This is a genomic window from Mesorhizobium sp. M0923 (assembly GCF_040319365.1).
In the GTDB taxonomy this organism is placed as follows: domain Bacteria; phylum Pseudomonadota; class Alphaproteobacteria; order Rhizobiales; family Rhizobiaceae; genus Mesorhizobium.
The window spans coordinates 129,295-149,935 of sequence record NZ_JAMYNW010000016.1 but is presented as its reverse complement, the minus strand read 5'-3'; the positions used below and the strand labels follow the sequence as shown (position 1 = coordinate 149,935).

Annotated in this window: 15 protein-coding genes and 1 pseudogene; 8 read left to right on the top strand and 8 right to left on the bottom strand. The window is 64.0% G+C overall.

What is annotated here, in order from left to right; translation table 11 throughout:
• Nucleotides 1–302: 302 nt before the first annotated feature.
• The 4 genes from NKH89_RS24900 (at nucleotide 303) to lpdA (ending at nucleotide 5,577) form a co-directional block, all read left to right on the top strand.
• Complete coding sequence (locus NKH89_RS24900) at nucleotides 303–1,535, top strand: 3-methyl-2-oxobutanoate dehydrogenase (2-methylpropanoyl-transferring) subunit alpha (RefSeq protein ID WP_023718744.1); 1,233 nt, start codon at nucleotides 303–305, stop codon at nucleotides 1,533–1,535.
• Between the two features lie 2 nt (nucleotides 1,536–1,537).
• Nucleotides 1,538–2,551, top strand: a complete 1,014-nt coding sequence (locus tag NKH89_RS24895) for an alpha-ketoacid dehydrogenase subunit beta (protein ID WP_352496005.1) — start codon at nucleotides 1,538–1,540, stop codon at nucleotides 2,549–2,551.
• An 11-nt stretch (nucleotides 2,552–2,562) separates the two neighbouring features.
• Nucleotides 2,563–3,942 carry a dihydrolipoamide acetyltransferase family protein gene (locus NKH89_RS24890; RefSeq protein WP_023718742.1) on the top strand — a complete coding sequence of 460 codons (1,380 nt, stop codon included), beginning with the start codon at nucleotides 2,563–2,565 and terminating at the stop codon, nucleotides 3,940–3,942.
• A gap of 237 nt (nucleotides 3,943–4,179) precedes the next feature.
• The gene (gene lpdA, locus NKH89_RS24885) at nucleotides 4,180–5,577 is read left to right on the top strand and encodes a dihydrolipoyl dehydrogenase (RefSeq protein ID WP_023718741.1); all 1,398 of its coding nucleotides are present in this window, start codon (nucleotides 4,180–4,182) and stop codon (nucleotides 5,575–5,577) included.
• 171 nt (nucleotides 5,578–5,748) lie between these two features.
• Here lpdA and NKH89_RS24880 read toward each other — a convergent pair.
• A pseudogene (locus NKH89_RS24880) lies at nucleotides 5,749–6,850 on the bottom strand (saccharopine dehydrogenase family protein).
• A gap of 123 nt (nucleotides 6,851–6,973) precedes the next feature.
• Here NKH89_RS24880 and NKH89_RS24875 point away from each other — a divergent pair.
• The 3 genes from NKH89_RS24875 (at nucleotide 6,974) to NKH89_RS24865 (ending at nucleotide 9,368) form a co-directional block, all read left to right on the top strand.
• Entirely contained in the window at nucleotides 6,974–7,402 is a 429-nt protein-coding gene (locus NKH89_RS24875) for an Lrp/AsnC family transcriptional regulator (RefSeq protein ID WP_023718739.1), read from the top strand.
• A 342-nt stretch (nucleotides 7,403–7,744) separates the two neighbouring features.
• A complete protein-coding gene (locus tag NKH89_RS24870) occupies nucleotides 7,745–8,110 on the top strand; it encodes a RidA family protein (RefSeq protein ID WP_023718738.1) in 366 nt (121 codons plus the stop codon).
• 22 nt (nucleotides 8,111–8,132) lie between these two features.
• The gene (locus tag NKH89_RS24865) at nucleotides 8,133–9,368 is read left to right on the top strand and encodes an amidohydrolase/deacetylase family metallohydrolase (protein ID WP_023718737.1); all 1,236 of its coding nucleotides are present in this window, start codon (nucleotides 8,133–8,135) and stop codon (nucleotides 9,366–9,368) included.
• A 168-nt stretch (nucleotides 9,369–9,536) separates the two neighbouring features.
• Here NKH89_RS24865 and NKH89_RS24860 read toward each other — a convergent pair whose 3' ends face one another.
• The 6 genes from NKH89_RS24860 to NKH89_RS24835 all read right to left on the bottom strand — a co-directional run bounded on the left by NKH89_RS24860 (nucleotide 9,537) and on the right by NKH89_RS24835 (nucleotide 18,191).
• On the bottom strand, nucleotides 9,537–11,318 hold the full coding sequence (locus NKH89_RS24860; RefSeq protein ID WP_023720567.1) for an NAD(P)/FAD-dependent oxidoreductase: 1,782 nt from the start codon (nucleotides 11,316–11,318) through the stop codon (nucleotides 9,537–9,539).
• A gap of 420 nt (nucleotides 11,319–11,738) precedes the next feature.
• Complete coding sequence (locus NKH89_RS24855; protein WP_352910399.1) at nucleotides 11,739–13,772, bottom strand: aldo/keto reductase; 2,034 nt, start codon at nucleotides 13,770–13,772, stop codon at nucleotides 11,739–11,741.
• Between the two features lie 56 nt (nucleotides 13,773–13,828).
• Complete coding sequence (locus NKH89_RS24850) at nucleotides 13,829–14,926, bottom strand: ABC transporter ATP-binding protein (protein WP_352481104.1); 1,098 nt, start codon at nucleotides 14,924–14,926, stop codon at nucleotides 13,829–13,831.
• A gap of 8 nt (nucleotides 14,927–14,934) precedes the next feature.
• On the bottom strand, nucleotides 14,935–15,801 hold the full coding sequence (locus tag NKH89_RS24845; RefSeq protein WP_352481103.1) for a carbohydrate ABC transporter permease: 867 nt from the start codon (nucleotides 15,799–15,801) through the stop codon (nucleotides 14,935–14,937).
• Nucleotides 15,798–16,658, bottom strand: a complete 861-nt coding sequence (locus NKH89_RS24840; RefSeq protein ID WP_352481102.1) for a carbohydrate ABC transporter permease — start codon at nucleotides 16,656–16,658, stop codon at nucleotides 15,798–15,800. Before NKH89_RS24840 ends, NKH89_RS24845 begins: the two co-directional genes overlap by 4 nt.
• A gap of 261 nt (nucleotides 16,659–16,919) precedes the next feature.
• Entirely contained in the window at nucleotides 16,920–18,191 is a 1,272-nt protein-coding gene (locus NKH89_RS24835) for an extracellular solute-binding protein (RefSeq protein ID WP_352910397.1), read from the bottom strand.
• 106 nt (nucleotides 18,192–18,297) lie between these two features.
• Between NKH89_RS24835 and NKH89_RS24830 the strand changes: the two genes are divergently transcribed.
• Complete coding sequence (locus NKH89_RS24830; RefSeq protein WP_023720574.1) at nucleotides 18,298–19,170, top strand: helix-turn-helix domain-containing protein; 873 nt, start codon at nucleotides 18,298–18,300, stop codon at nucleotides 19,168–19,170.
• 15 nt (nucleotides 19,171–19,185) lie between these two features.
• On the opposite strand, the gene NKH89_RS24825 is transcribed toward NKH89_RS24830, so the two are convergent.
• Complete coding sequence (locus NKH89_RS24825; RefSeq protein ID WP_352910394.1) at nucleotides 19,186–20,424, bottom strand: M24 family metallopeptidase; 1,239 nt, start codon at nucleotides 20,422–20,424, stop codon at nucleotides 19,186–19,188.
• Nucleotides 20,425–20,641: the final 217 nt, after the last annotated feature.

Genomic DNA, 20,641 nt, shown 5'->3' with positions numbered 1-20,641 from the left:
TACAACGATGCCGTCAGGATAAGGTCCTGAATGGTAGGCGCAACTTGAATCGCTGGATGTGCGGGCTCGTCAAAGGCAAGCTCACCCCGGGACATATCGTCTGTTGCGGCAATCGTCGGCAAATTTCTGCTAAGTTGCGTGCTGCCGTCCAACATCGACAAGAAATTTCGCAGACACATCTTCATCTTGTGCGCGGCAGGCTGCATCGGCGGGAGCCGAAGGACCGAAGCCCTGCCCGACGAATTGGCACTGGTCCGGCGGTGTGCAAATATCGCGCCGGGCAACAGTGGAGGACCGAGATCATGGCCGATGCCGGAATGTTGCGCTTCCATGTTCCGGAGCCGGAGGTGCGGCCGGGCGGCACGCCGGATTTTTCAGACGTGACCATCCCCAAGGCCGGCTCGGTGCCGCGCCCCGAGATCGACGTCGATCCGCGCACCATCCGCGATCTGGCGTTCTCGATCATTCGTGTGCTCAACCGCGCCGGCGAGGCGGTCGGGCCGTGGGCCGGCCTGCTTTCCGACGAGGAACTGCTGGAAGGGTTGCGCCATATGGTGACGCTGCGCAGCTTCGATGCGCGCATGCAGATGGCGCAGCGCCAGGGCAAGACCTCCTTCTACATGCAGCATCTCGGCGAAGAGGCGGTGAGCTGCGCCTTCCGCAAGGCGCTGGCGCCGGGCGACATGAATTTTCCGACCTATCGGCAGGCCGGCCTGCTCATCGCCGACGGCTATCCGATGGTCACGATGATGAACCAGATCTATTCGAACGAGGCCGATCCGCTGAAGGGCCGGCAGCTGCCGATCATGTATTCGTCGAAAGAGCACGGCTTCTTCTCGATCTCCGGCAATCTGGCGACGCAGTACATCCAGGCGGTCGGCTGGGCGATGGCTTCGGCGATCAGCAATGACCAGAAGATCGCCGCCGCCTGGATCGGCGACGGCTCGACCGCCGAGTCCGACTTCCATTCGGCGCTGGTGTTCGCCTCGACCTACAAGGCGCCGGTCGTGCTCAACGTCGTCAACAACCAGTGGGCGATTTCGACCTTCCAGGGGATCGCCCGGGGCGGCTCCGGCACTTTTGCTGCCCGCGGACTGGGCTTCGGCATCCCGTCGCTGCGCGTCGACGGCAACGACTATCTCGCCGTCCATGCGGTGGCCAAATGGGCGGCGGAGCGGGCGCGCAACAATCTCGGGCCGACGCTGGTCGAATATGTCACTTACCGCGTCGGCGCCCATTCCAGCTCCGATGACCCGTCGGCCTACCGGCCGAAGGCCGAGTCCGACGCGTGGCCGCTCGGCGACCCGATCGTCAGGCTGAAGAACCACCTCATCCAGCGCGGCGTCTGGTCGGACGAACGCCACGCCCAGGCCGAGGCGGAAATCCTCGACACGGTGATTTCGGCGCAGCGGGAGGCCGAGCGCCACGGCACGCTGCATGCCGGCGGCAAGCCCTCGGCGCGCGATATGTTCGAGGGCGTCTATGCCGAGATGCCGCCGCACCTCAGGCGCCAGCGCCAGCAGGCGGGAGTCTAACCATGCCGCGACGGACCATGATCGAGGCAATCCGCGACGCCATGGACGTGTCGATGGCGCGCGACGAGCGTGTCATCGTCTTCGGCGAAGATGTCGGCTTCTTCGGCGGCGTCTTCCGCTGTACGCAAGGCCTGCAGGCGAAATACGGCAAGAGCCGCTGCTTCGATGCGCCGATCAGCGAATCCGGCATTGTCGGCGCGGCCATCGGCATGGCCGCCTACGGGCTGAAGCCTTGCGTCGAGGTGCAGTTTGCCGACTATGTTTATCCGGCCTATGACCAGATCGTCTCGGAAGCGGCGCGGCTGCGCTATCGATCGAACGGCGACTTCACCTGCCCGATCGTGGTCAGGATGCCCACCGGCGGCGGCATTTTTGGTGGCCAGACCCACAGCCAGAGCCCGGAGGCGCTGTTCACCCACGTCTCCGGGCTGAAAGTCGTGGTGCCCTCGAACCCGCATGACGCCAAGGGCTTGCTGATCGCCGCGATAGAGGATCCCGACCCAGTGATCTTCCTGGAACCGAAGCGGCTTTATAACGGACCCTTCGACGGTCATCACGAGCGGCCGGTAACACCATGGTCGAAACACGAGCTTGGCGAAGTCGCCGACGGCCATTACACGGTGCCGCTCGGCAAGGCGGTGATCCGCAGACAGGGCGCTGCGGTCACCGTACTTGCCTACGGCACGATGGTCTATGTCGCCCAGGCGGCGGCCGAGGAGACCGGCATCGATGCCGAGATCATCGATCTGAGAACGCTGCTGCCGCTCGACCTCGAGACGATCGTCGCCTCGGTCAGCAAGACCGGGCGCTGCGTGGTCGTGCACGAGGCGACGCTGACATCGGGGTTCGGCGCCGAACTTTCGGCGCTGGTTCAGGAGAACTGCTTCCACCATCTGGAGGCGCCGGTGGCGCGGGTCACCGGCTGGGACACGCCCTATCCGCATGCGCAGGAGTGGGACTATTTTCCCGGTCCTGTGCGGCTAGGCCGCGCGCTCGTCGAAACGATGGAAGCCTGAGGGGGAAGACGATGGGCGAATATGTCATCAAGCTACCCGATGTCGGTGAAGGCGTCGCCGAGGCCGAGCTGGTCGAATGGCAGGTCAAGGTCGGCGATCTCGTGCGTGAGGACGCCGTGCTGGCCGCTGTGATGACCGACAAGGCAACGGTCGAGATTCCCTCGCCCGTCGATGGTGAGATCCTCTGGCTGGGTGCGGAGATCGGCGACACGGTGGCGATCGGCTCGCCCATCGTGCGCCTGAAGGTGGCCGGCGAGGGTAACGTCAAGCCGCCACGGGACGTTGAGGCGGGCGCCAAGCGTACCCCCACCCCTAACCTTGCCGGGGCGAGCCACGGGTCTCGCCCGTCCTTCGGACCCCCACAAGGGGGAGGGGGACGAGCTTCGGCTCCCAAGGCCGACGCCAAACCAGTCCCACCTCCGTCAGGAAGCGCTTCTGTGCGCGAAAGTGAGCCGGCAACGGAATTCCCCTCCGGCGGGGGTACTGCGCCGATCTCCGGCGCGCGGCGTCCGGAGGGCGAAAAGCCGCTGGCCTCGCCGGCCGTCCGCCTCAGGGCGAAAGAGGCCGGCATCGACCTGCGGCAAATTGTGGGGAGCGGCCCGGCCGGCCGTATCCAGCATGAGGACATCGAAGCTTTCCTGGCGCGCGGACCCGGGCCCGCCAAGATCTCCGGGCTTGTCCGCAACGAGGCGGTCGAGGATATCAAAATAGTCGGGCTCAGGCGAAAGATCGCCGAGAAGATGACGCTGGCCAAATCGCGCATCCCGCACATCACCTATGTCGAAGAGATCGACGTCACCGCGCTCGAGGATTTGCGCGCCGCGCTCAACAAGGAGAAGCGGCCGGGCGCGGACAGGCCGAAGCTGACGCTGCTGCCGTTTCTGATGCGGGCGATGGTCAAGGCGATCGCCGACCAGCCAAACCTCAACGCGCTGTTCGACGACGAGGCGGGCATAATCCACCAGCATGGCGGGGTCCATATCGGCATCGCCGCGCAGACCCCGTCGGGGCTGGTGGTGCCGGTGGTCAAGCACGCCGAGGCGCGCGACATCTGGGATTGCGCAGCCGAGGTTGTCAGGCTGGCTGAGGCGGCAAAATCCGGCACGGCGACGCGCGACGAGCTCTCTGGATCGACCATCACCATCACTTCGCTCGGGGCCATGGGCGGTGTGGCGACGACGCCTGTGATCAATCATCCGGAAGTGGCGATCCTCGGCGTCAACAAGATGATGATGCGGCCGGTGTGGGACGGCACCCAGTTCATCCCGCGCAAGATGATGAACCTGTCCTCCAGCTTCGACCACCGCGTCATCGACGGCTGGGAAGTCGCGGTGTTCATTCAACGGATCAAGACGCTGCTGGAAACGCCAGCGCTGATTTTTGTGGATTGAGGAGATGAACAGAGGATCGCAGGGGCGCAGGATGAGAGCAGTAGCGATCCTTCGCGCCCCCCTCTGCCCTACCGGGCATCTCCCCCTCAAGGGGGGAGATTGGCCGTCATCCCGCCTTTCGCCAATCTCCAGCTTTGCAGGACTAAGCCGAGCGCGAAAGCTGCCAATCTCCCCCCTTGAGGGGGAGATGACAGAGGGGGGCGCTGTCCCGCCGGCTCGTCGAACTAAGGTGCCATGATGAAGGAAATCTCCTGCAAGCTGCTCGTCATCGGCGCCGGTCCCGGCGGCTATGTCTGCGCCATCCGCGCCGGGCAGCTTGGCATCGACACGGTTATCGTCGAGTTCGGTAAACCGGGCGGCACCTGTCTCAATGTCGGCTGCATCCCGTCCAAGGCGCTGATCCATGCGGCCGAAGAGTTCGAAAAGGCGTCGCACTTGGCCGGCGGCAAGAGCCCGCTCGGCATTTCAATCGCAACACCATCGATTGATCTCGAAACGACCATCGCCTGGAAGGACGGCATTGTTAGCCGGCTTAACAGCGGCGTTGCCGGCCTGTTGAAGAAGGCCGGGGTCAAGACCGTGCACGGCTGGGCGAAATTCCGTGACGGCAAGACCGTCGAGGTCCAGACCGAAACCGGGATGCAGGTGGTCCGCGCCGAGACGGTGGTGATCGCCACGGGCTCGGCGTCGGTCGAATTGCCGTCGCTGCCCTTCGGTGGCCTGGTGATCTCGTCCACCGAAGCGCTGGCGCTGAGCGAAGTGCCGGAAAGGCTTGCCGTCGTCGGTGGCGGCTACATCGGGCTGGAGCTCGGCATCGCCTTCGCGAAGATGGGCGCCAGGGTGACCGTGGTCGAGGCTTTGCCGCGCGTACTGGCGCAATATGATGCCGAACTGACCCGGCCGGTCGTGAAGCGGCTCGCCGAGCTCGGTATCGAGGTGCTTGTGGGCGCCAAGGCCAAGGGGTTGTCGACCAAGGGCGATGCGCTGCTGGTCGAGACGAAGGACGGCAAGAATGCCAAGATCGTTGCCGACAGGATTCTGGTCACCGTCGGGCGCAAGCCGGTGGTCGAAGACTGGGGGCTGGAGCAGATCGATCTCGACATGGCGGGAAAATTCATCCGCATCGACGACCAGTGCCGCACCTCGATGCGCGGCATCTTTGCCGTTGGCGACGTCACCGGCGAGCCGATGCTGGCGCACCGGGCGATGGCGCAAGGCGAAATGGTCGCCGAGATCGTCGCCGGCCACAAGTGCAGCTGGGACAAACGCTGCATTCCCGCTATCTGCTTCACCGATCCGGAGCTGATCACCGCAGGCCTGTCGCCGGAGGAGGCAAAGGGGCTCGGCGGCGAAATCAAGGTCGGATTGTTCCCCTTCGCCGCCAATGGCCGGGCGATGACGAAGATGGGTGAGGAGGGCTTTGTCCGGGTCGTTGCCCGCGCCGACAACCATCTGGTGCTCGGCATCCAGGCGGTCGGCCAAGGCGTGTCGGAACTGTCGACGGCCTTCGGCCTGGCCCTGGAAATGGGCGCGCGTCTGGAGGACATTGCCGGCACCATCCACGCCCACCCGACGCAAGGGGAGGGTTTTCAGGAAGCGGCGCTGAAGGCGCTCGGGCGGGCGGTGCATATTTGAGGGCAGGGTGATCTCTCCTCTTGAGGGCGAGATAGCCGGCAGGCCAGAGGGGGTCGGTTCGACTGGATTCGACCTCCCTTACGACAGTCGGAGGTTGGCGCTCTACGCGAGGCGACCCCCTCTGTCGCCTTCGCCGACATCTCCCCCCTCAAGGGGGGGAGATTACGCAGCTCAACCCGCCAGTCGGCTAACCATCTCGTGCTGCGCGTAGGCGCGGCCGAAGCGGTTGGCCAGGAAGGCGTCGAGCGCGATGTCCTCCTGCTTGATGAAGCCCTTTGCCGGCAAGGTGCCATCGGCCAGCATGTCGAGCACGGCGCAGATGGCGGAGGCAGTGGTGATCTGGATGGCGCTGCGTACCGTATCGCCGACACGCCTGGCGTAGATCTTGTTGGCGTAGGTCTCCTGCAGCAGGCGGCCATTCTTGCGGCCGCTGACGGTGACGAAGACGATGACGACGTCCTGCAGCGTCGCCGGCAGGGCGCTTTCGAAAATGTCCTTCAGCACGTCGCGGCGGTGGCGCAGGCCGAGGTCGTTGAGCAGCGCCTTCATGATCGCGGCGTGGCCGGGGTAGCGGATGGTGCGGTAGTTCAGCGTCCGCACCTTGCCTTTCAGCGTTTCGGCCAGCGTGCCCAGCCCGCCCGAGGTGTTGAATGCCTCGTAGGTGACGCCGTCGAGCGAGAATTCTTCACGCTCCTCCAGCGGCGGCACTTCGACCAGCTCGCCTTCGACGATCGCCTCACAAGGCTCGCAATATTCGTTGATGACGCCGTCGGTGCTCCAGGTCAGATTGTAGTTCAGCGCATTCGACGGGTATTGCGGCAGCGCGCCAACCCGCATGCGCACGCTTTCCAGCGTGTCGAAGCGGCTGGCGAGATCGTTGGCGACGATCGAGATGAAGCCCGGCGCCAGCCCGCATTGCGGGATGAAGGCGCTGTTGCCGGAGCGCCAATTCCTTGACGCGCCTGGTGCTGACGACGTCCTCTGTCAGATCGAGATAGTGCACGCCGGCGCTGGCCGCCGCTTCGGCGATGCGCGTGGTCAGATGGAAGGGCGCAGCGCTGAGCACCGCGAACTTGCCGGCCAGGGCGGCTTCGAGGGTGCCGACGGCCTCGATGTCGAGTTCCAGCGTCTCTACGCCGGCCGGCAGTTCGGCCGCGCCGAGCTGTGTGGCCGAGCGGTCGGCGAGGGTGACATGATAGTCGCCCGTGGAAGCCAGCATCTCGGCTATGGTCGAGCCGATCTTGCCGGCGCCGACGACGATGATTTCCTTCATGACCGGTCCCTCGCACCAATGTTAAATAGACGGCTAGAATCGCAGCTTGCCTGTCGAAAGGAAGAGTAGGATTGTGCAAAACGCAGTCTCTGTTTGACCAATACGCCGGCAAGGTTCGTCGAAATGCTTAGTGATGCCGACCAGGCGCTGCTTTCCCTGCTGCGCATCAATGCACGCGCCTCGACCGCCGAACTGGCGCGGCGGCTGGGCGTCTCACGGACGACGGTGCAGAGCCGGATCGAGCGGCTGGAGCAGCGCGGCATCATCACCGGCTACGGCGTCAGGCTTTCGCCGGATTACGAACAGGGACTGGTGCGGGCGCATGTCCTGCTCACCGTCACGCCCAAGCTTGCCGACAAGGTGGTGCGCAGCCTGCAGTCGCTCCCGCCGGTGCGGACGCTGCATTCGGTGAGCGGCAATTTCGACATGATCGTCATCGTCGAGGCGCCGTCGATCAGGGATCTCGACACGCTTCTCGACCAGATCGGCGCCATGGACGGGGTCGAGCGGACGTCGTCGTCGATCATCCTGTCGACGCGAATCGATCGCTGAGCGGGCTGGCGTCGCGGGTCAAGACGCTGGCGGGACAGCGCCCCCCTCTGCCCTGCCGGGCATCTCCCCCCACTTGGGGGGAGATCGGCAGCTTCGCTGGCAGCGCACCTTTTGCAAGGTCGGTGGTTGGCGAAATCAGTGATGACGGCCAATCTCCCTCCTAGTGGGGGAGATGCCAAGTAGTGGGAAAGAGGGCAGGACAGAGGGGGGCGCGAAGGGTCACCGAGCGTGGTGACCAAGCTGGCGCTCCCGCAGCAAAGCGATATAGCTTCCAAAATGTTGGATGAGAACCGCGGTGGCAGGCATAAGGGCGGTCACGCAAGATTTCCAGAGGAGGCCTCCTTGCCCAAGCAGTGTTTCGGAAAATCCCATGTGCCGTTGTCGCCGGCGGTCAGGGCCGGCGATTTCGTCTATGTCTCCGGCCAGGTGCCGGTCGGCAGCGACGGGCTGGTGGTCAAGGGCGGCATCGCCGAGCAGACCGAACAGGTGCTGTCGAACATCAAGGCGGCACTGGCGCTGGCCGGCTGCACGCTGGACGACGTGGTCAAGACCACGGTCTGGCTCGAGGACGCGCGCGATTTCGGCATCTTCAACACCGTCTATGCCCGGCATTTCCCGAAAGACCCGCCGGCACGCACGACGGTGGAGTCTCGGCTCATGATCGACATCAAGATCGAGGTCGAAGCCGTCGCCTACAGGCCGGCCTGACGGAAAAGCGGAGACAGGCGCAATGCAATTCGATCTCCTGATAAAAGGCGGCCGCCTCATCGATCCGGCGTCCGGCCTCGACGCACAACGCGATCTGGCGATTGTGGACGGCCGTATCGCGGCTATCGACGCCGAAATCCCCTTCGAGCGTGCCGCCCGCGTCATCGACGCCACGGGCTCCATCGTCGCGCCGGGCCTGATCGACCTGCACAGCCATGTCTATTGGGGCGGCACCTCGCTCGGCGTCGATGCCGACCGGCTCGCCGCAAAGAGCGGCACGACCACCTTCATCGATGCCGGAAGTGCCGGCGCCGGCAATTTCCTCGGCTTTCGCCGCCACGTCATAGAGCGCTCGAAAGTCCGCATCCTGGCCTACGTCAACATTTCCTTTGCCGGCATATTCGGCTTCTCGCAGACCGTGGCGGTCGGCGAGTGCAGCGACCTCCGGCTCTGCGAACCGCGCGAAACGGTGGCGGCGGCGCGCGAGCACGCGGACGTGGTTGTCGGTGTCAAGGTCCGTTCGGGTCGCCATGCCGGTGGCACCAGCGGCATCGCGCCGGTCGATCTCGCGCTCGAAGCCGCCGACAAGGCCGGCCTGCCGCTGATGGCGCATATAGACGAGCCGCCGCCCGGCCGCTCGGAAGTGCTGCCGCGGCTGCGCAAGGGCGACATCCTCACCCACTGCTTCCGGCCGTTTCCCAACGCGCCGGTCTTCGCCTCGGGGGCGGTGCGGCCGGATATGCGGCTGGCGCGCGAGCGCGGCGTCATCTTCGACATCGGCCACGGCATGGGCTCGTTCGATTTCGAGGTGGCCAAAGCGATGCTCAGCGAGGGTCTGGCGCCGGACGTGATCAGCAGCGACGTGCATCTCTACTGCGTCGACGGGCCGGCCTTCGACATCCTGGTCTGCATGTCGAAACTGCTGGCGCTCGGCATGCCACTGGTCGAGGTGCTGCGCGCCGCAACGCAGCGGCCAGCGGAAGCGATCGCCAGGCCAGATCTCGGCAGGCTGGCGATTGGCGTGGTCGGTGACGTCGCGGTGCTGCGTCTGCGTCCAGGCCACTTCACCTTTGTCGATTCGGTCGGCGCCTCGCTGGTCGCCGAGCAAAGGCTGGTCTCGGCCGGCATCGTGGTCGGCGGCACCTGGTGGCCGAACGAGGCGGTGGACGATCTCGGCGAGACCGAACGCTTCGAAGCGCATGCGCACGACACGCATGTCGAGGTGGCGAGCCGGCATTTCGGACATAGCCACTATTGACGGCGATGTGGCTCCCCTTCTCCCCTTGTGGGAGAAGGTGTCGCCGAAGGCGACGGATGAGGGGTGCTCCAGCTTGGCACCCACGGCGATCCGTCCAACACCCCTCATCCGTCTCGGCGCTACGCGCCGATCCACCTTCTCCCACAAGGGGAGAAGGGAAAGGCAGCCCTATCGCACCGGCGCTCCATAGACTGGCGTCGGAATGCCTTCCATGCGCGCCTTGATCTGCAGCGCCACGAATTTTGAATAGAAGCGCGACAGCGCAAGATTGCCGCCGTGGAACCACAGCGCTTCCTGCGCTGTCGGCTTCCACATGTTGCGCAACTCGCCTTGCCACGGACCCGGGTCGCCTTTCACGCCCGAGCCAATCCCCCAGCACGGCCCGACCTTGTCGGCGACTTCGCGCGAAACGATCGCCGCCACTGTCTCGTTCATCGAGAGATAGCCGGTGCAGGCGATGATCGCGTCGGCCGCCAGTTCCGTGCCGTCGTCGAAGAGGATGCCTGTCGGCGTCAGCGACTTGATCCCGACGCCGCTACGGATGCCGATCTCGCCGTCGATGATCAGATCGCAGGCGCCGACGTCGATGTAGAAGCCCGAGCCGGTGCGGTAGGCCTTCATCAGGAGCCCAGTCTCGTCGTCGCCGAAATCGATGGCGAAGCCGGTGCCGCGCAAGCGGTCGTAGAAAGCCGCGTCGCGCGCCTTGATGACGTCGTAAAGCGCCCGCTGGCCTTGCGGCAGCAGCGCGAACGGCGTCGAGGCGACGATCATGTCGGCCTTCTCAGTGGTGATGCCGCGGGCCAGCGCCTTTTCCGAAAATATCTCGAAACCGATCTCCATCAGCGTGTCCGACTTGACCACCGTCGTCGGCGACCGCTGGACCATCGTCACCTCGGCGCCGCTCTCCCAGAGATCGACGCCGACGTCATGGCCGGAACTTGCCGCGCCGATGACGGCGACCTTTTTGCCGCGGAATTTCTCGCCGCTGGAATACTGGCTGGAATGCAGGATTTCGCCGTTGAAGACCTCGGCGCCCGGCAGGTCGATGCGCCTGGGCGGGCCATAAGCACCGGTCGCGAAGACGATGTGCTTCGGCTTCAGCGTGATGCGCTCGCCGGCGCGGTCGAGCTCGACCGTCCAGACCTTTTCGGTCTCGTCATAGGAGGCACTGACGCATGTCGTGGAGGTCCAGTAATTGAGCTCCATGACGCGCGTATACATCTCCAGCCAGTCGCCCATCTTGTCCTTGGGCGTGAACACCGGCCAGTTCTCGGGAAACGGGATGTAGGGCAGATGGTCGTACCAGACCGGGTCGTGCAGCACGAGCGAGCGATAGCGCTTGCGCCAGGAATCGCCGGCCTGGGCGTTCTTCTCGATGACGATGGCCGGCACGCCCAATTGCCTGAGCCGCGCCCCCAGCATGATGCCGCCCTGGCCGCCGCCGATGACCAGGCAATAGGGCTGCTGGCTAACGCCGAGGTCACGCGCCTCGCGGCGCCTTGCCTCCAGCCAGGTTTCGCGTTCCGGATCGGCCTTGTGGCGGACGCCCAGCGGCCGCGCCGGGCCTTTGCGCTCTTCAAACCCCTTGAGATCGCTCATCGCCGTGAACAGCGTCCGGCACTTGCCGTCCCTGAGGCGCATGATGCCTTGGCCCCACGCCGATGACGTCTCGAAAGAAAACCAGGCTTCGATGGTGCCTTCGTCCGAAGTCGCTTCGCCGCTGAGCTGCCATTGAGCAGGCCTTGTGGTTGCCAGCGTCGCCGCCAGCATGTCGCGGATCGCGGCCGCCCCCTCCATCGTCTTGATGTTCCAGGTGAAGGTCAAAAGATCGCGCCAGTAGCAGTCCTCGACGAACAGATTGGTTGCGGCCTCGACGTCGCCTGCTTCGAGCGCTCGCGCAAACGAACCGAGCCAGGTGGCCGCCTGTTTCGACGGTGAGATGTCGAGCATCTATCCTCCTCGTCGACCAAGAGTGCCAGAAGCCGCGCAAAATTCGGTAGGGCCAGTACAAAATTCAGAAGGGATCGTAGCCATCTACTCCCGTTATAACGGCTCCTCGGCGGTTGCCAGGTGGGACCATGATTTCCGTGCCGTTGTCAAATCTGACCCGAACCGTGTCCTCCAAGGCTACTTCTACAAGTCGCGTTCCGACCAAAGCCCAGATTAAGCTTAAATCGCCGCTACGGTTATCCGGTTTTATCCAGACGTCAGGCCCTCCGTCGTAGGCCACCTTGAATAAAGTCCAGAGTTGGACGGTAACGCCAGCAAACTCCAAGTGCACTGAGTCGTTCTCGAGAAGCACTCTGATCAGCTCGTTTCCAACCCACGAGTCACGCATAGCGCATCTTCTAGCAACCTTTCTCCCTGCTGTCAGGCCCGCGCGCGGGCCTGATCCGAACCGCTATCCAGCCATGCAAGATCGTCCGGCGAAAGTGAGATGTCGAGCGCCTGGAGGCTGTCTTCCAATTCGTCGAGCGAGCGGGGCCCGATCAGCGGGACGGACGGGAAGGGCTGCGCCAGGACGTAGGCGAGCGCGACGTGGATCGGGCTTTTGCCCAGCCGCTTGGCGAGCTCGATGGCACGGTCGCGACGGCCGAAATTCTTGTCCGAGTACCAGACCCGGACCAACTCCTCATTGTCGCGCCGGTCGCGGCCGGCGCGGTCGGTGAAGAAGCCGCGGCCCTGGCTCGACCAGGCGAAATTCGGCATCTGCCGGGCGGTGAGCCAGGCCTTCCACGCGTCGCTGGAGGAGGTGACACAGCCTGCCCAGATCGGCTCCAGCATCTCGGCCAAGGAGAAATTGTTGGAAAGCGCGCCGGGCTTCTGCTTGCCGGTGCGCTCGGCATAGGCAATCGCCTCGTCCATGCGTTCCATCGTCCAGTTCGAGCCGCCGAACGGACCGCGGATGCGGCCGGCCTTGACCTCGCGGTCCATCGCATCGACGAATTCGTCGACCGGCACGTCCGGATTGTCGCGGTGCATGAAATAAACGTCGATATGGTCGGTCTGCAGCCGCTCGAGCGACTGGGTGAGCTGCTTGCCGATGACGTCGGGATAGCAGAGCGGCGAGTGCGCGCCCTTGCCGATGACCACGGATTGCTCGCGCACGCCGCGGTTTTTCAGCCATTGGCCAAGCAGGGTCTCGGTATAGCCGGAACCGTAGACGAACGCCGTGTCGAACAGATTGCCGCCGGCCTCGAAATAGGCGTCGAGCAGGATGGCGCCCGACGAAAAGGTGCGGAAATCCTCGAAGCCGAGCGCCAGGCACGAGGCCCGCCGCGGCAGGCCCGGAATGCTGCGCTTGGGGATGGCGGTCCCGCCGGAGCGCAGCTTCCGTCCGGAGATCGTGTTGACGCGCTTTGCCGGTTTCTCGATGTCGTATTCGAGCCCGATCGCGGCACGCCATTTGTCGAGCACGCGCAGATTGCCGAGACTGTCGGCCCAGCCCATGCCGGGCCAGGCGAACTCCTGCTTCCCGCCGAGAATGGCCTCGCCGGCGGCGTCGACCTCGAACGCGTAAAGCCAGCCGTCCTCCTTGACCTCGACCACCTCGGTGTAACCCGGACGGATGATGCGGATTTCGCCGGTGCCGCCTTGCTGGCCGCCGGCATACCAGAAATCCGCGACCTCGATGCGGCCTTTGCTGCCGAGAATGCGCAAGACATTGTCCTGAGCGAGCGAGATGCTGCAGGAGACTTCCGCGACGATGCCGCCCGGAAAATGCAACAGCGCCGACGCCCATTCGTCGACACCGGATTGGCCGAGATGCGCAGTACCCACCACTTTGTCCGGCTCGGCGAAGGGCTTTCCCGCCGCGGCGCCGGCAATCAGCCGCGCCATCGACACGGGATAGCCGCCGACATCGAGGATGCCGCCGCCGGCAAGATCCTTGGCGTAAAGCCGGTGCTCCGGCATGAAGCCCGGCATGGCGAAGCCGAAGCTGGATTTGATCATCTTGATCTCGCCGATCGCGCCGGCACTGATCAGCTCGACCAGCTTGGCCGTCTGCGGATGCAGCCGGTACATGAAGGCTTCGCCGAGAAAGGTGCCGGCCTTGCGCGCCGCATGGATCATCGCGTCGGCCTCGAAGGCGGTCAGGCCAAGCGGCTTTTCGCAAAGCACATGCTTTCCGGCCTCGGCTGCCTTGATCGCCCATTCGGCATGGCTCGGATGCGGCGTCGAAATATAGATCGCGTCGACATCCGGATCGCCAAGCAAAGCCTCGTAGCCGTCGAGGATGCGGGCGCCGGGGAAAGCCTCGGTGAGCCCGGCCTTGCCGGGATTGCGCGCCCCTAAGGCGACCAAGGTGCCGGTGCGCGAATGGGCGACGCCGCCGGCAAAGGCCTTGGCGATGTTGCCGGGCCCGAGAATGCCCCAGCGAATTTTTTCTGGTTTGGAAGTCATGTCAAATCTCCGTGGGGTGGCCGCGAGCAATCGCGATCGGACAAAAGAAAGATGGGTTAGCGAATGCGTGCGCCGGTGGCGTCGAAGAGAAGCGAGCGGTCGGCCTTGATCGACACCACCAGGTCGTCGCCGTTGGCGCGATGCCGCGAGGCCTCGCGCTCGATGATCAGTTCTTCGCGCCCGCCCCCGGTCCCGGAATTGGCATAGACATAGCTCACCGATCCCAAGTGCTCGGCGACGTCGGCCTTGAGGGTAAGGTCGCAATCGCCTTGGCCGGCGTCGAAGAAATGCTCCGGCCGCACGCCGAGCACGACATCGCCGCCTATCGCAGGCAAGGCATCGGAAAGCGGCTTGCGCAGTCGCACGCCGCGATGGTTGACCAGCTCCACGATCGCCGCGCTGTTGTCGGTTCCGACCACTTTCGCCGCCAGAAAATTCATCTTCGGCGAGCCGACGAAGCCGGCAACGAAGCGGTTGGCGGGGTCGTCGTAGAGATCGAGCGGCGCGCCGATCTGCTCGATATTACCGGCGTTGAGCACGACGATCCTGTCGGCCAGCGTCATCGCCTCGGTCTGGTCGTGCGTCACATAGACCATGGTAACGCCAAGCTCCTTGTGAAGGCGCGATATCTCGACGCGCATCTGCACCCGGAGCTCGGCATCGAGATTGCTGAGCGGTTCGTCGAACAGGAACACTTGCGGCTCGCGCACGATGGCGCGGCCGATGGCGACGCGCTGGCGCTGGCCGCCCGACAATTGCCGCGGCCGCCGCTTCATCAGCTCGGCGATGCGCAGGATTTCGGAAGCCCGCTTCACCCGCCGCTCGGTATCTGCCTTGGGGTTGCCGGTCATTCTCAGGCCGAAGCTCAGATTCTGCTCAACCGTCATGTGCGGATAGAGCGCGTAGGACTGGAACACCATGGCGATGCCGCGATCGGCCGCCTCGACGTCGTTCACCACCTTGCCGCCAATGGCGATCTCGCCGTCGCTGATGTCCTCGAGCCCGGCGATCATCCGGAGCAGCGTGGACTTGCCGCAGCCGGAAGGGCCGACGAAGACGACGAATTCGCCGTCATCGATATCGATATTGGCGCCGTGGACGATCTCGAAGACGCCGAAGCGCTTGATGACGTTTTTGAGTGTGACTGCCGCCATGCTGATCCTTACTTGATAGCGCCGGCGGCGATGCCGGCGACGAAATGGCGCTGCAGAAGCACGAACACGACGAGCATTGGCGCCGTCAGCATCACCGCGCCCGCCATGATGCCGCCCCAGGACACCTTGGTGAGACCGATCAGCGTGCCGAGCGCCACGGGCGCGGTCATTGCGCCCGGCTTGGAATTGATCAGCAGCGGCCAGAGATAGTTGTTCCAGGAGGCAAGGAACAGGATGATGGCGAGCGCTGCCAGCATCGGCCGCGCCAGAGGCAGTGCGACGAACAGGAATATCCGCCATTCCTTGACGCCCTCGACCTTGGCGGCGTCGAACAGTTCGTGCGGCATCATCGAAAAGCTCTGCCGCATGAAGAGCACGCCCAGCGAATTGAACAGCGGCGGCACGATCAGCGCCACCCAGGTGTTGGCGAGCTTGAAGTCGCGCGCCACCATGATGAATTGCGGGATCAGCACGACCGCATAGGGCAGCGTGATGGTGCCGAAGATGATGGCGACGACCATGCCCTTGCCGAAGAAGTTGTAACGCGCCAGCGCCCAGCCGGCCATCGAGGTCAGCATCACCGACAGGAAGGTGTAGGTCACCGCCACCGAGACGGAGATGCCGATGGCACCGATGAAATTGGTGCCGCGCTGCAGATTGCTGACATTGTCGAGGAAATTGCCGTGCGGCAAAAGCTCGATGTCGGGGCTGAAGATGCCGTTGTCGGGCATCGTGGAAAAGACCACCATCATCCACAGCGGAAACAGCCAGACCAGCGCCAGCGGCGTCAGGAACAGATGCAGCGCGATGCTGCGGCCCAATCTGGCCTGGGAACGGCCGACCCGGGAATGGCTGATTGGGGAGCGCGAGGTCATTTCGGTTCCCTCGTCAGCCATATCTGCACCAGCGAAATGGCAATCGCCAGTCCGGCCATGGTGTAGGCGATGGCCGAAGCGTAGCCGAAATTGAGCGACCGGAAGCCCTGGCGATAAAGCAGCAGCCCGAGCGTTTCGGTGCCGCCGCCCGGCCCGCCGCGCTCGGTGATTAGGAAGGGCTCGGTGAACAGCTGCATGGTGCCGATGATCGACAGCACGGCGCAGAACACGATGATCGGCTTGAGCAGCGGCAGCGTGATGTAGAAGAACTGTTTGACCTTGCTGACCCGGTCCAGGGTCGCCGCCTCGTAAACATCCTCGGGGATGGACTGCAGGCCGGCGAGCAGGATGATGGCGTTGTAGCCGGCCCAGCGCCACGTCACCGCCATCATGATGACCGCCATCGCCGGGGTGACGTTGGTAAACCAGTCGACGTTGGGCAGGCCGATGCTGTTCAGCAATTTGTTGATGATGCCGTAGTCCAGATTGAACATCAGCCGGAAAACCGCCGAATAGGCGACCTCGCCGACCACGACCGGCGCGAAGAAGGCAAAGCGGAACAGGCCACGCGCCTTGAGCAGCGGCGAGTTCAAAAGCACCGCCATCACAATCGCTAGCGAAATCATCACCGGCACCTGGATGACAAGGATCAGCAATGTGTTCTTCAAGGCATTGAAGAAGGCCGGATCGCCGATCAGCCGGCCCCAGTTGAAGGTCGGCGCGAACCGCCACGGCACGGTGCGCGTCGCCTGGAACGAGATCAGGAAGGAATCGATGATCGGCCACAGCCAGAAGATCGAGAAGATCAGCAGATAGGGCGCAAGGAAGCGATACGCCGTGGCGTTCTGGTAGCGCATCGTTCTCCTCCTTTCTGCTTTCGCCTGCTGGGGCGCGCGGTGTTGATGTTTCAGGTGATGCGGCGCCGCAAACGGCGGCTTGTTCGAAGGCCGGTGCCGCCCCTCATCCGCCTGCCGGCACCTTCTCCCCGTAAGTGACGGGGAGAAGGGGCTGGGCCGCAACGCTGGTGACCCCCTCTCCCCGTTCTTCACGGGGAGAGGGTAAGGGTGAGGGGCAGCGCAAGCGCCCGGTAACTGACTCTGGGATCATTCCGTGTCAGATCACGACTTGACCGGCAGGCCGGTCGCCGCGGCGATCTGGCTTGCGGCATCGTCGAGCGCTGCCTTGGCGTCGGGATAGCCCCCGGCCAGATATTTGGTCTGCACCGCGCGGATGATGATTTCGGCGTCGCTCTGGAACGGCGTACCGCGGCTGGGGACGACCTTGGGCAGGGTGCCGAGGATGTCCTTCCACACGGCTTGGCCACCCCAATAGGGCAGGCCCTCGGAGACATAAGGGTCGTTGAGCGCCGAAATCAGCGACGGCACCAGGCCGAAGCCTTTCAGCATGGTGATCTGGCCCTCATTCGTCCCTAGCGTGTATTTCAGATAGGCGTAGGCGGCTTCCTTGTTCTTCGACACCGAGGTGATGGCGAGCGAGGAGCCGCCGAGATTGGCGGCGCGCGGACCGTCGGCGGTCAGGCTCGGCATCAAATAGACGCCCCATTTGCCTGTCCCATCGGGCGATTCGGTGCGCACAGTGCCTTCATACCAGCCGCCATACATCTGCGTGGCGACCTTGCCGGCGGTGTTGTTGGTGATCTTGGTGCTCCAGTCGGCAGAGGAAATGATGCCGGCGTCCTTCATCTCCTTGATCTTGGTCATGGCATCGACGCATTTGGGCTGGTTGACCGTGATCGATTGACCATCGGCGGAGAAGTAGGCGCAGCCCTGCTCGTTGGAGATCATGCGGAAGAATTCGGAATCGCCGTTGAAATCGGCGTTGGTCATCGTGACGCCGGGATTGGCGGCCTGGATCTTCTTGGCGGCAGCGATGAAATCGTCCCAGGTCTTGATCGAGGACGGATCGACGCCGGCCTTCTCGTAGAAGTCGCGTCGGTAGAACATCGCCACCGGCCCCGAATCCCACGGCATCGCATAGGCCTTGTCGTCCACCTCGAGCTCGGTGCGCTTGAAGTCGGGGAATTTTGCCTGGTCTTCCGCGGTGTAGCCGAGCGTGTGCAGGTCGACGAAGCAATCCGGGAACTGGCTCCAGTAGTTTTCCGCTTCGCCGTTCTCGATCGTCACGATGTCCGGCAGGCCCTCGCCACCGGCGGCACAGCCGGCGATCGACTTGTCGTAGGTCGGCTGGTTGCCGAGGTCCTCGACCGTGACCTTGATGTCGGGAAACTGCTTGTTGAAGCCCGCTATGGTGGCCTTCAGCGACGAAGCGGCGATATTCCAGCTCCAGATCGTGATTTCACCGGACTGCGGAAAGGCCGGGCTGGAGCCCAAGGCAAGCGCGAGCGCGGCGCAGGTCAATTTTATGCGCATTGAAATCCTCCCATTTCAGTTGCTCTCTGTTTGCGAGCGTGGCTAGACTAGGCCTCGGGAAAGCCTTGTCCGCGACAAAGGGAATAAGAAATGAGCGGAAAGTAAGATGCCGGAAAGGCCGTTTTACCAGCCTGGCGCCAGCAGCGTGGAGGGCCTGCCGCTGCTGCTGCAGATGTTTCACACCCAGCCCCTGGTGATGCTCAAGCCGCATTGGCACGCCCAGGTCGAGGTGAATTTCATCGTGCGCGGGGCCGTGCATTACCGCATGGACGGGCACGAGCTTTCGCTTTCTGCTGGCGACATGTGTCTGTTCTGGGGCGGCCTGCCGCACCAGATGGACGAAGCCTCCGACGATGCCATCTATGCCGGCGCGCATCTGCCGCTGGTGCATTTCTTCCGGCTGCATTTGCCGGTCGACGTCCGCAACAGGCTGATGACGGGCGCGACGCTGGTAACCGACGCCACCGACCGGTCGGACGACCACAATTTCGAGCGCTGGAACCGCTATGCCCGCTCCGGCGACCCGGTCAAGGCCGAGCATGCCGTCAACGAGCTTTTGCTGCGGCTGGAGCGGGTGCGCTTCGAGCCTTACCGGCTCGCCCCCGAAACCCCGGTCGAACAGGAGATAGGCAGTCCCTTCGATCAGCAATCGCTGCGCAATGTCGGGCGCATGTGCGACTTCATCGCCGAGAATTTCCTCTACGAGATCGATTGCGTCGACATCGCCGCGGCGGCCGACATCCATCCCAAATACGCCATGAGCATCTTCAAGAAATCGACCGGCATGACGCTCAACGAATATGTGAATCTGCTGCGCCTCAGCTACGCGCAGGCGCTGCTGATGCATCAGGATGCCAATGTACTGCGCGTCGCCATGGAATCGGGCTTCGGCTCGCTCAGCGCCTTCAACAAATCGTTCCGCAAGCTTGCCGGCATGTCGCCGTCGGATTTCCGCAGGGGCGTGGCCGGCGCCAGGTAAGGGCACCGGCTGGATTCAGCCTATAGTCCCCAGGCGCCTCGGCAAGTGGTTCATCGGCAGCGGCCCGTTCGCGGTGATCAGGAACTGGTCTTCGAGATTGAAGCTGGCGAGACCGTCGATGTAGAGCGGGATCTCGAATGCCAGCACCATGCCAGCTTCGATCACGACATCGCTGTCGGCCGAGATGAACGGCCATTGCTCGGAAAACACGGAATGGCCGACGCTGTGGCCGAAATGGCCGCGGCGATAGGAACGCAGGCCCTGGCGCGCCAGGCTTTCGCTGGCGGCGCGATGAACGGCGGCGAACGGCTTTCCGGGCATAAGCGCGGCAAGCCCATCGGCGAAGGCGCGTTCGGCTATCGCATGCAATTCGGCCTGTTCGGGCGACGGCGGCCCGAAGGTGAAATTCCGCGACATGTCCGAAGCATAGCCGTTCACGCTGCAGACCATGTCGGCCTTCAGCGGATCGCCGGCGGCGGCGACCGCATCGGCGCTTTTTGGGCGAGCGCCCAGCGTGACGTATTCGGCCGTCGCGATTTGTTGCGATAACCCGGCGGCTGCATCGGCGATGCCTTGCCGGTAGAGCGCGACCAGATCCGACTGACGCATGCCGACCGCTGCATGCTGCTGCAGCCGCGACAGGCCGGCTTCCGACAGGACGATGCCCTGCTGCAGAAGGTCGATCTCGCTTTGCGATTTGATTGCCCGCAGCCTGTCGAGGATCGGCGAGCCGTTGACCAGGGCCGTGCCGGGCAACATCGCCTGCATCGCGGACAAATCGCTGGCCGAGACAAAATCCAGCTCGATGCCGAGCGTTGCACGCTCCAGCCCGAATTCGGCGAGCATCGTCTTCAGCTCGCGGACAGAGCGGGCAAGCTCAAAGGTCGCTGGACGTGCAAAACCGGGGGCGCGGCCAACCAGGCCGGCCTCGATGCGCTGCGCAACGGGCCGGCCGGCAGTCGCCGGCTCAAGCGACGCGGATTCGATCCAGATCGGATGCGTGCGCACCACGGCATCCGCCACCGCCGCCCGGAGCTGGGCAGCCTGGAAATCGGCAACCACTACGCCGATCGGCAGGTCGTCTCGTCTCGGGATGACCACGAAACCGGCGCCGGCCCGGCGGAACAGGCCGGCCGGGCCGATCCAGGCGCCGGTGGCATATTGGAATGCCTCAGGCTCGCAAAGCACCAATGCCTCGATATTGGCACGCTGCATCAGGTCTGTTGCGCGTTCTCGGTCGACAAAGCCGGTCACGGGATCTCCTCGCATGCAATCGAATCCGACGCCGATGCGGCGGCGTTTGGCCTCAGCGTAGCTTCAGTGCCGCTGTGGAGCAGCTTTTTTCTGGAAGCGCTGTTGACCTGCCGACCCTAAAAGCGCGTTGCGTTCGACCGGCCTCATGCGACGCGCTTCAGGTTCTTGTTTCATGCATGTCGGTGTCGCAAAACCGCTGCACAGTTTTGCGCGACAT

Excerpts from the sequence above, each read along its gene's own strand:
- NKH89_RS24865 (WP_023718737.1), top strand. The coding sequence starts at position 8,133 with ATGCAATTCGATCTCCTGATAAAAGGCGGCCGCCTCATCGATCCGGCG.
- NKH89_RS24890 (WP_023718742.1), top strand. The coding sequence starts at position 2,563 with ATGGGCGAATATGTCATCAAGCTACCCGATGTCGGTGAAGGCGTCGCC.
- NKH89_RS24860 (WP_023720567.1), bottom strand. The coding sequence starts at position 11,318 with ATGCTCGACATCTCACCGTCGAAACAGGCGGCCACCTGGCTCGGTTCG.
- NKH89_RS24840 (WP_352481102.1), bottom strand. The coding sequence starts at position 16,658 with ATGCGCTACCAGAACGCCACGGCGTATCGCTTCCTTGCGCCCTATCTG.
- NKH89_RS24850 (WP_352481104.1), bottom strand. The coding sequence starts at position 14,926 with ATGGCGGCAGTCACACTCAAAAACGTCATCAAGCGCTTCGGCGTCTTC.
- NKH89_RS24845 (WP_352481103.1), bottom strand. The coding sequence starts at position 15,801 with ATGACCTCGCGCTCCCCAATCAGCCATTCCCGGGTCGGCCGTTCCCAG.
- lpdA (WP_023718741.1), top strand. The coding sequence starts at position 4,180 with ATGAAGGAAATCTCCTGCAAGCTGCTCGTCATCGGCGCCGGTCCCGGC.
- NKH89_RS24855 (WP_352910399.1), bottom strand. The coding sequence starts at position 13,772 with ATGACTTCCAAACCAGAAAAAATTCGCTGGGGCATTCTCGGGCCCGGC.
- NKH89_RS24835 (WP_352910397.1), bottom strand. The coding sequence starts at position 18,191 with ATGCGCATAAAATTGACCTGCGCCGCGCTCGCGCTTGCCTTGGGCTCC.
- NKH89_RS24875 (WP_023718739.1), top strand. The coding sequence starts at position 6,974 with ATGCTTAGTGATGCCGACCAGGCGCTGCTTTCCCTGCTGCGCATCAAT.
- NKH89_RS24900 (WP_023718744.1), top strand. The coding sequence starts at position 303 with ATGGCCGATGCCGGAATGTTGCGCTTCCATGTTCCGGAGCCGGAGGTG.
- NKH89_RS24895 (WP_352496005.1), top strand. The coding sequence starts at position 1,538 with ATGCCGCGACGGACCATGATCGAGGCAATCCGCGACGCCATGGACGTG.
- NKH89_RS24830 (WP_023720574.1), top strand. The coding sequence starts at position 18,298 with ATGCCGGAAAGGCCGTTTTACCAGCCTGGCGCCAGCAGCGTGGAGGGC.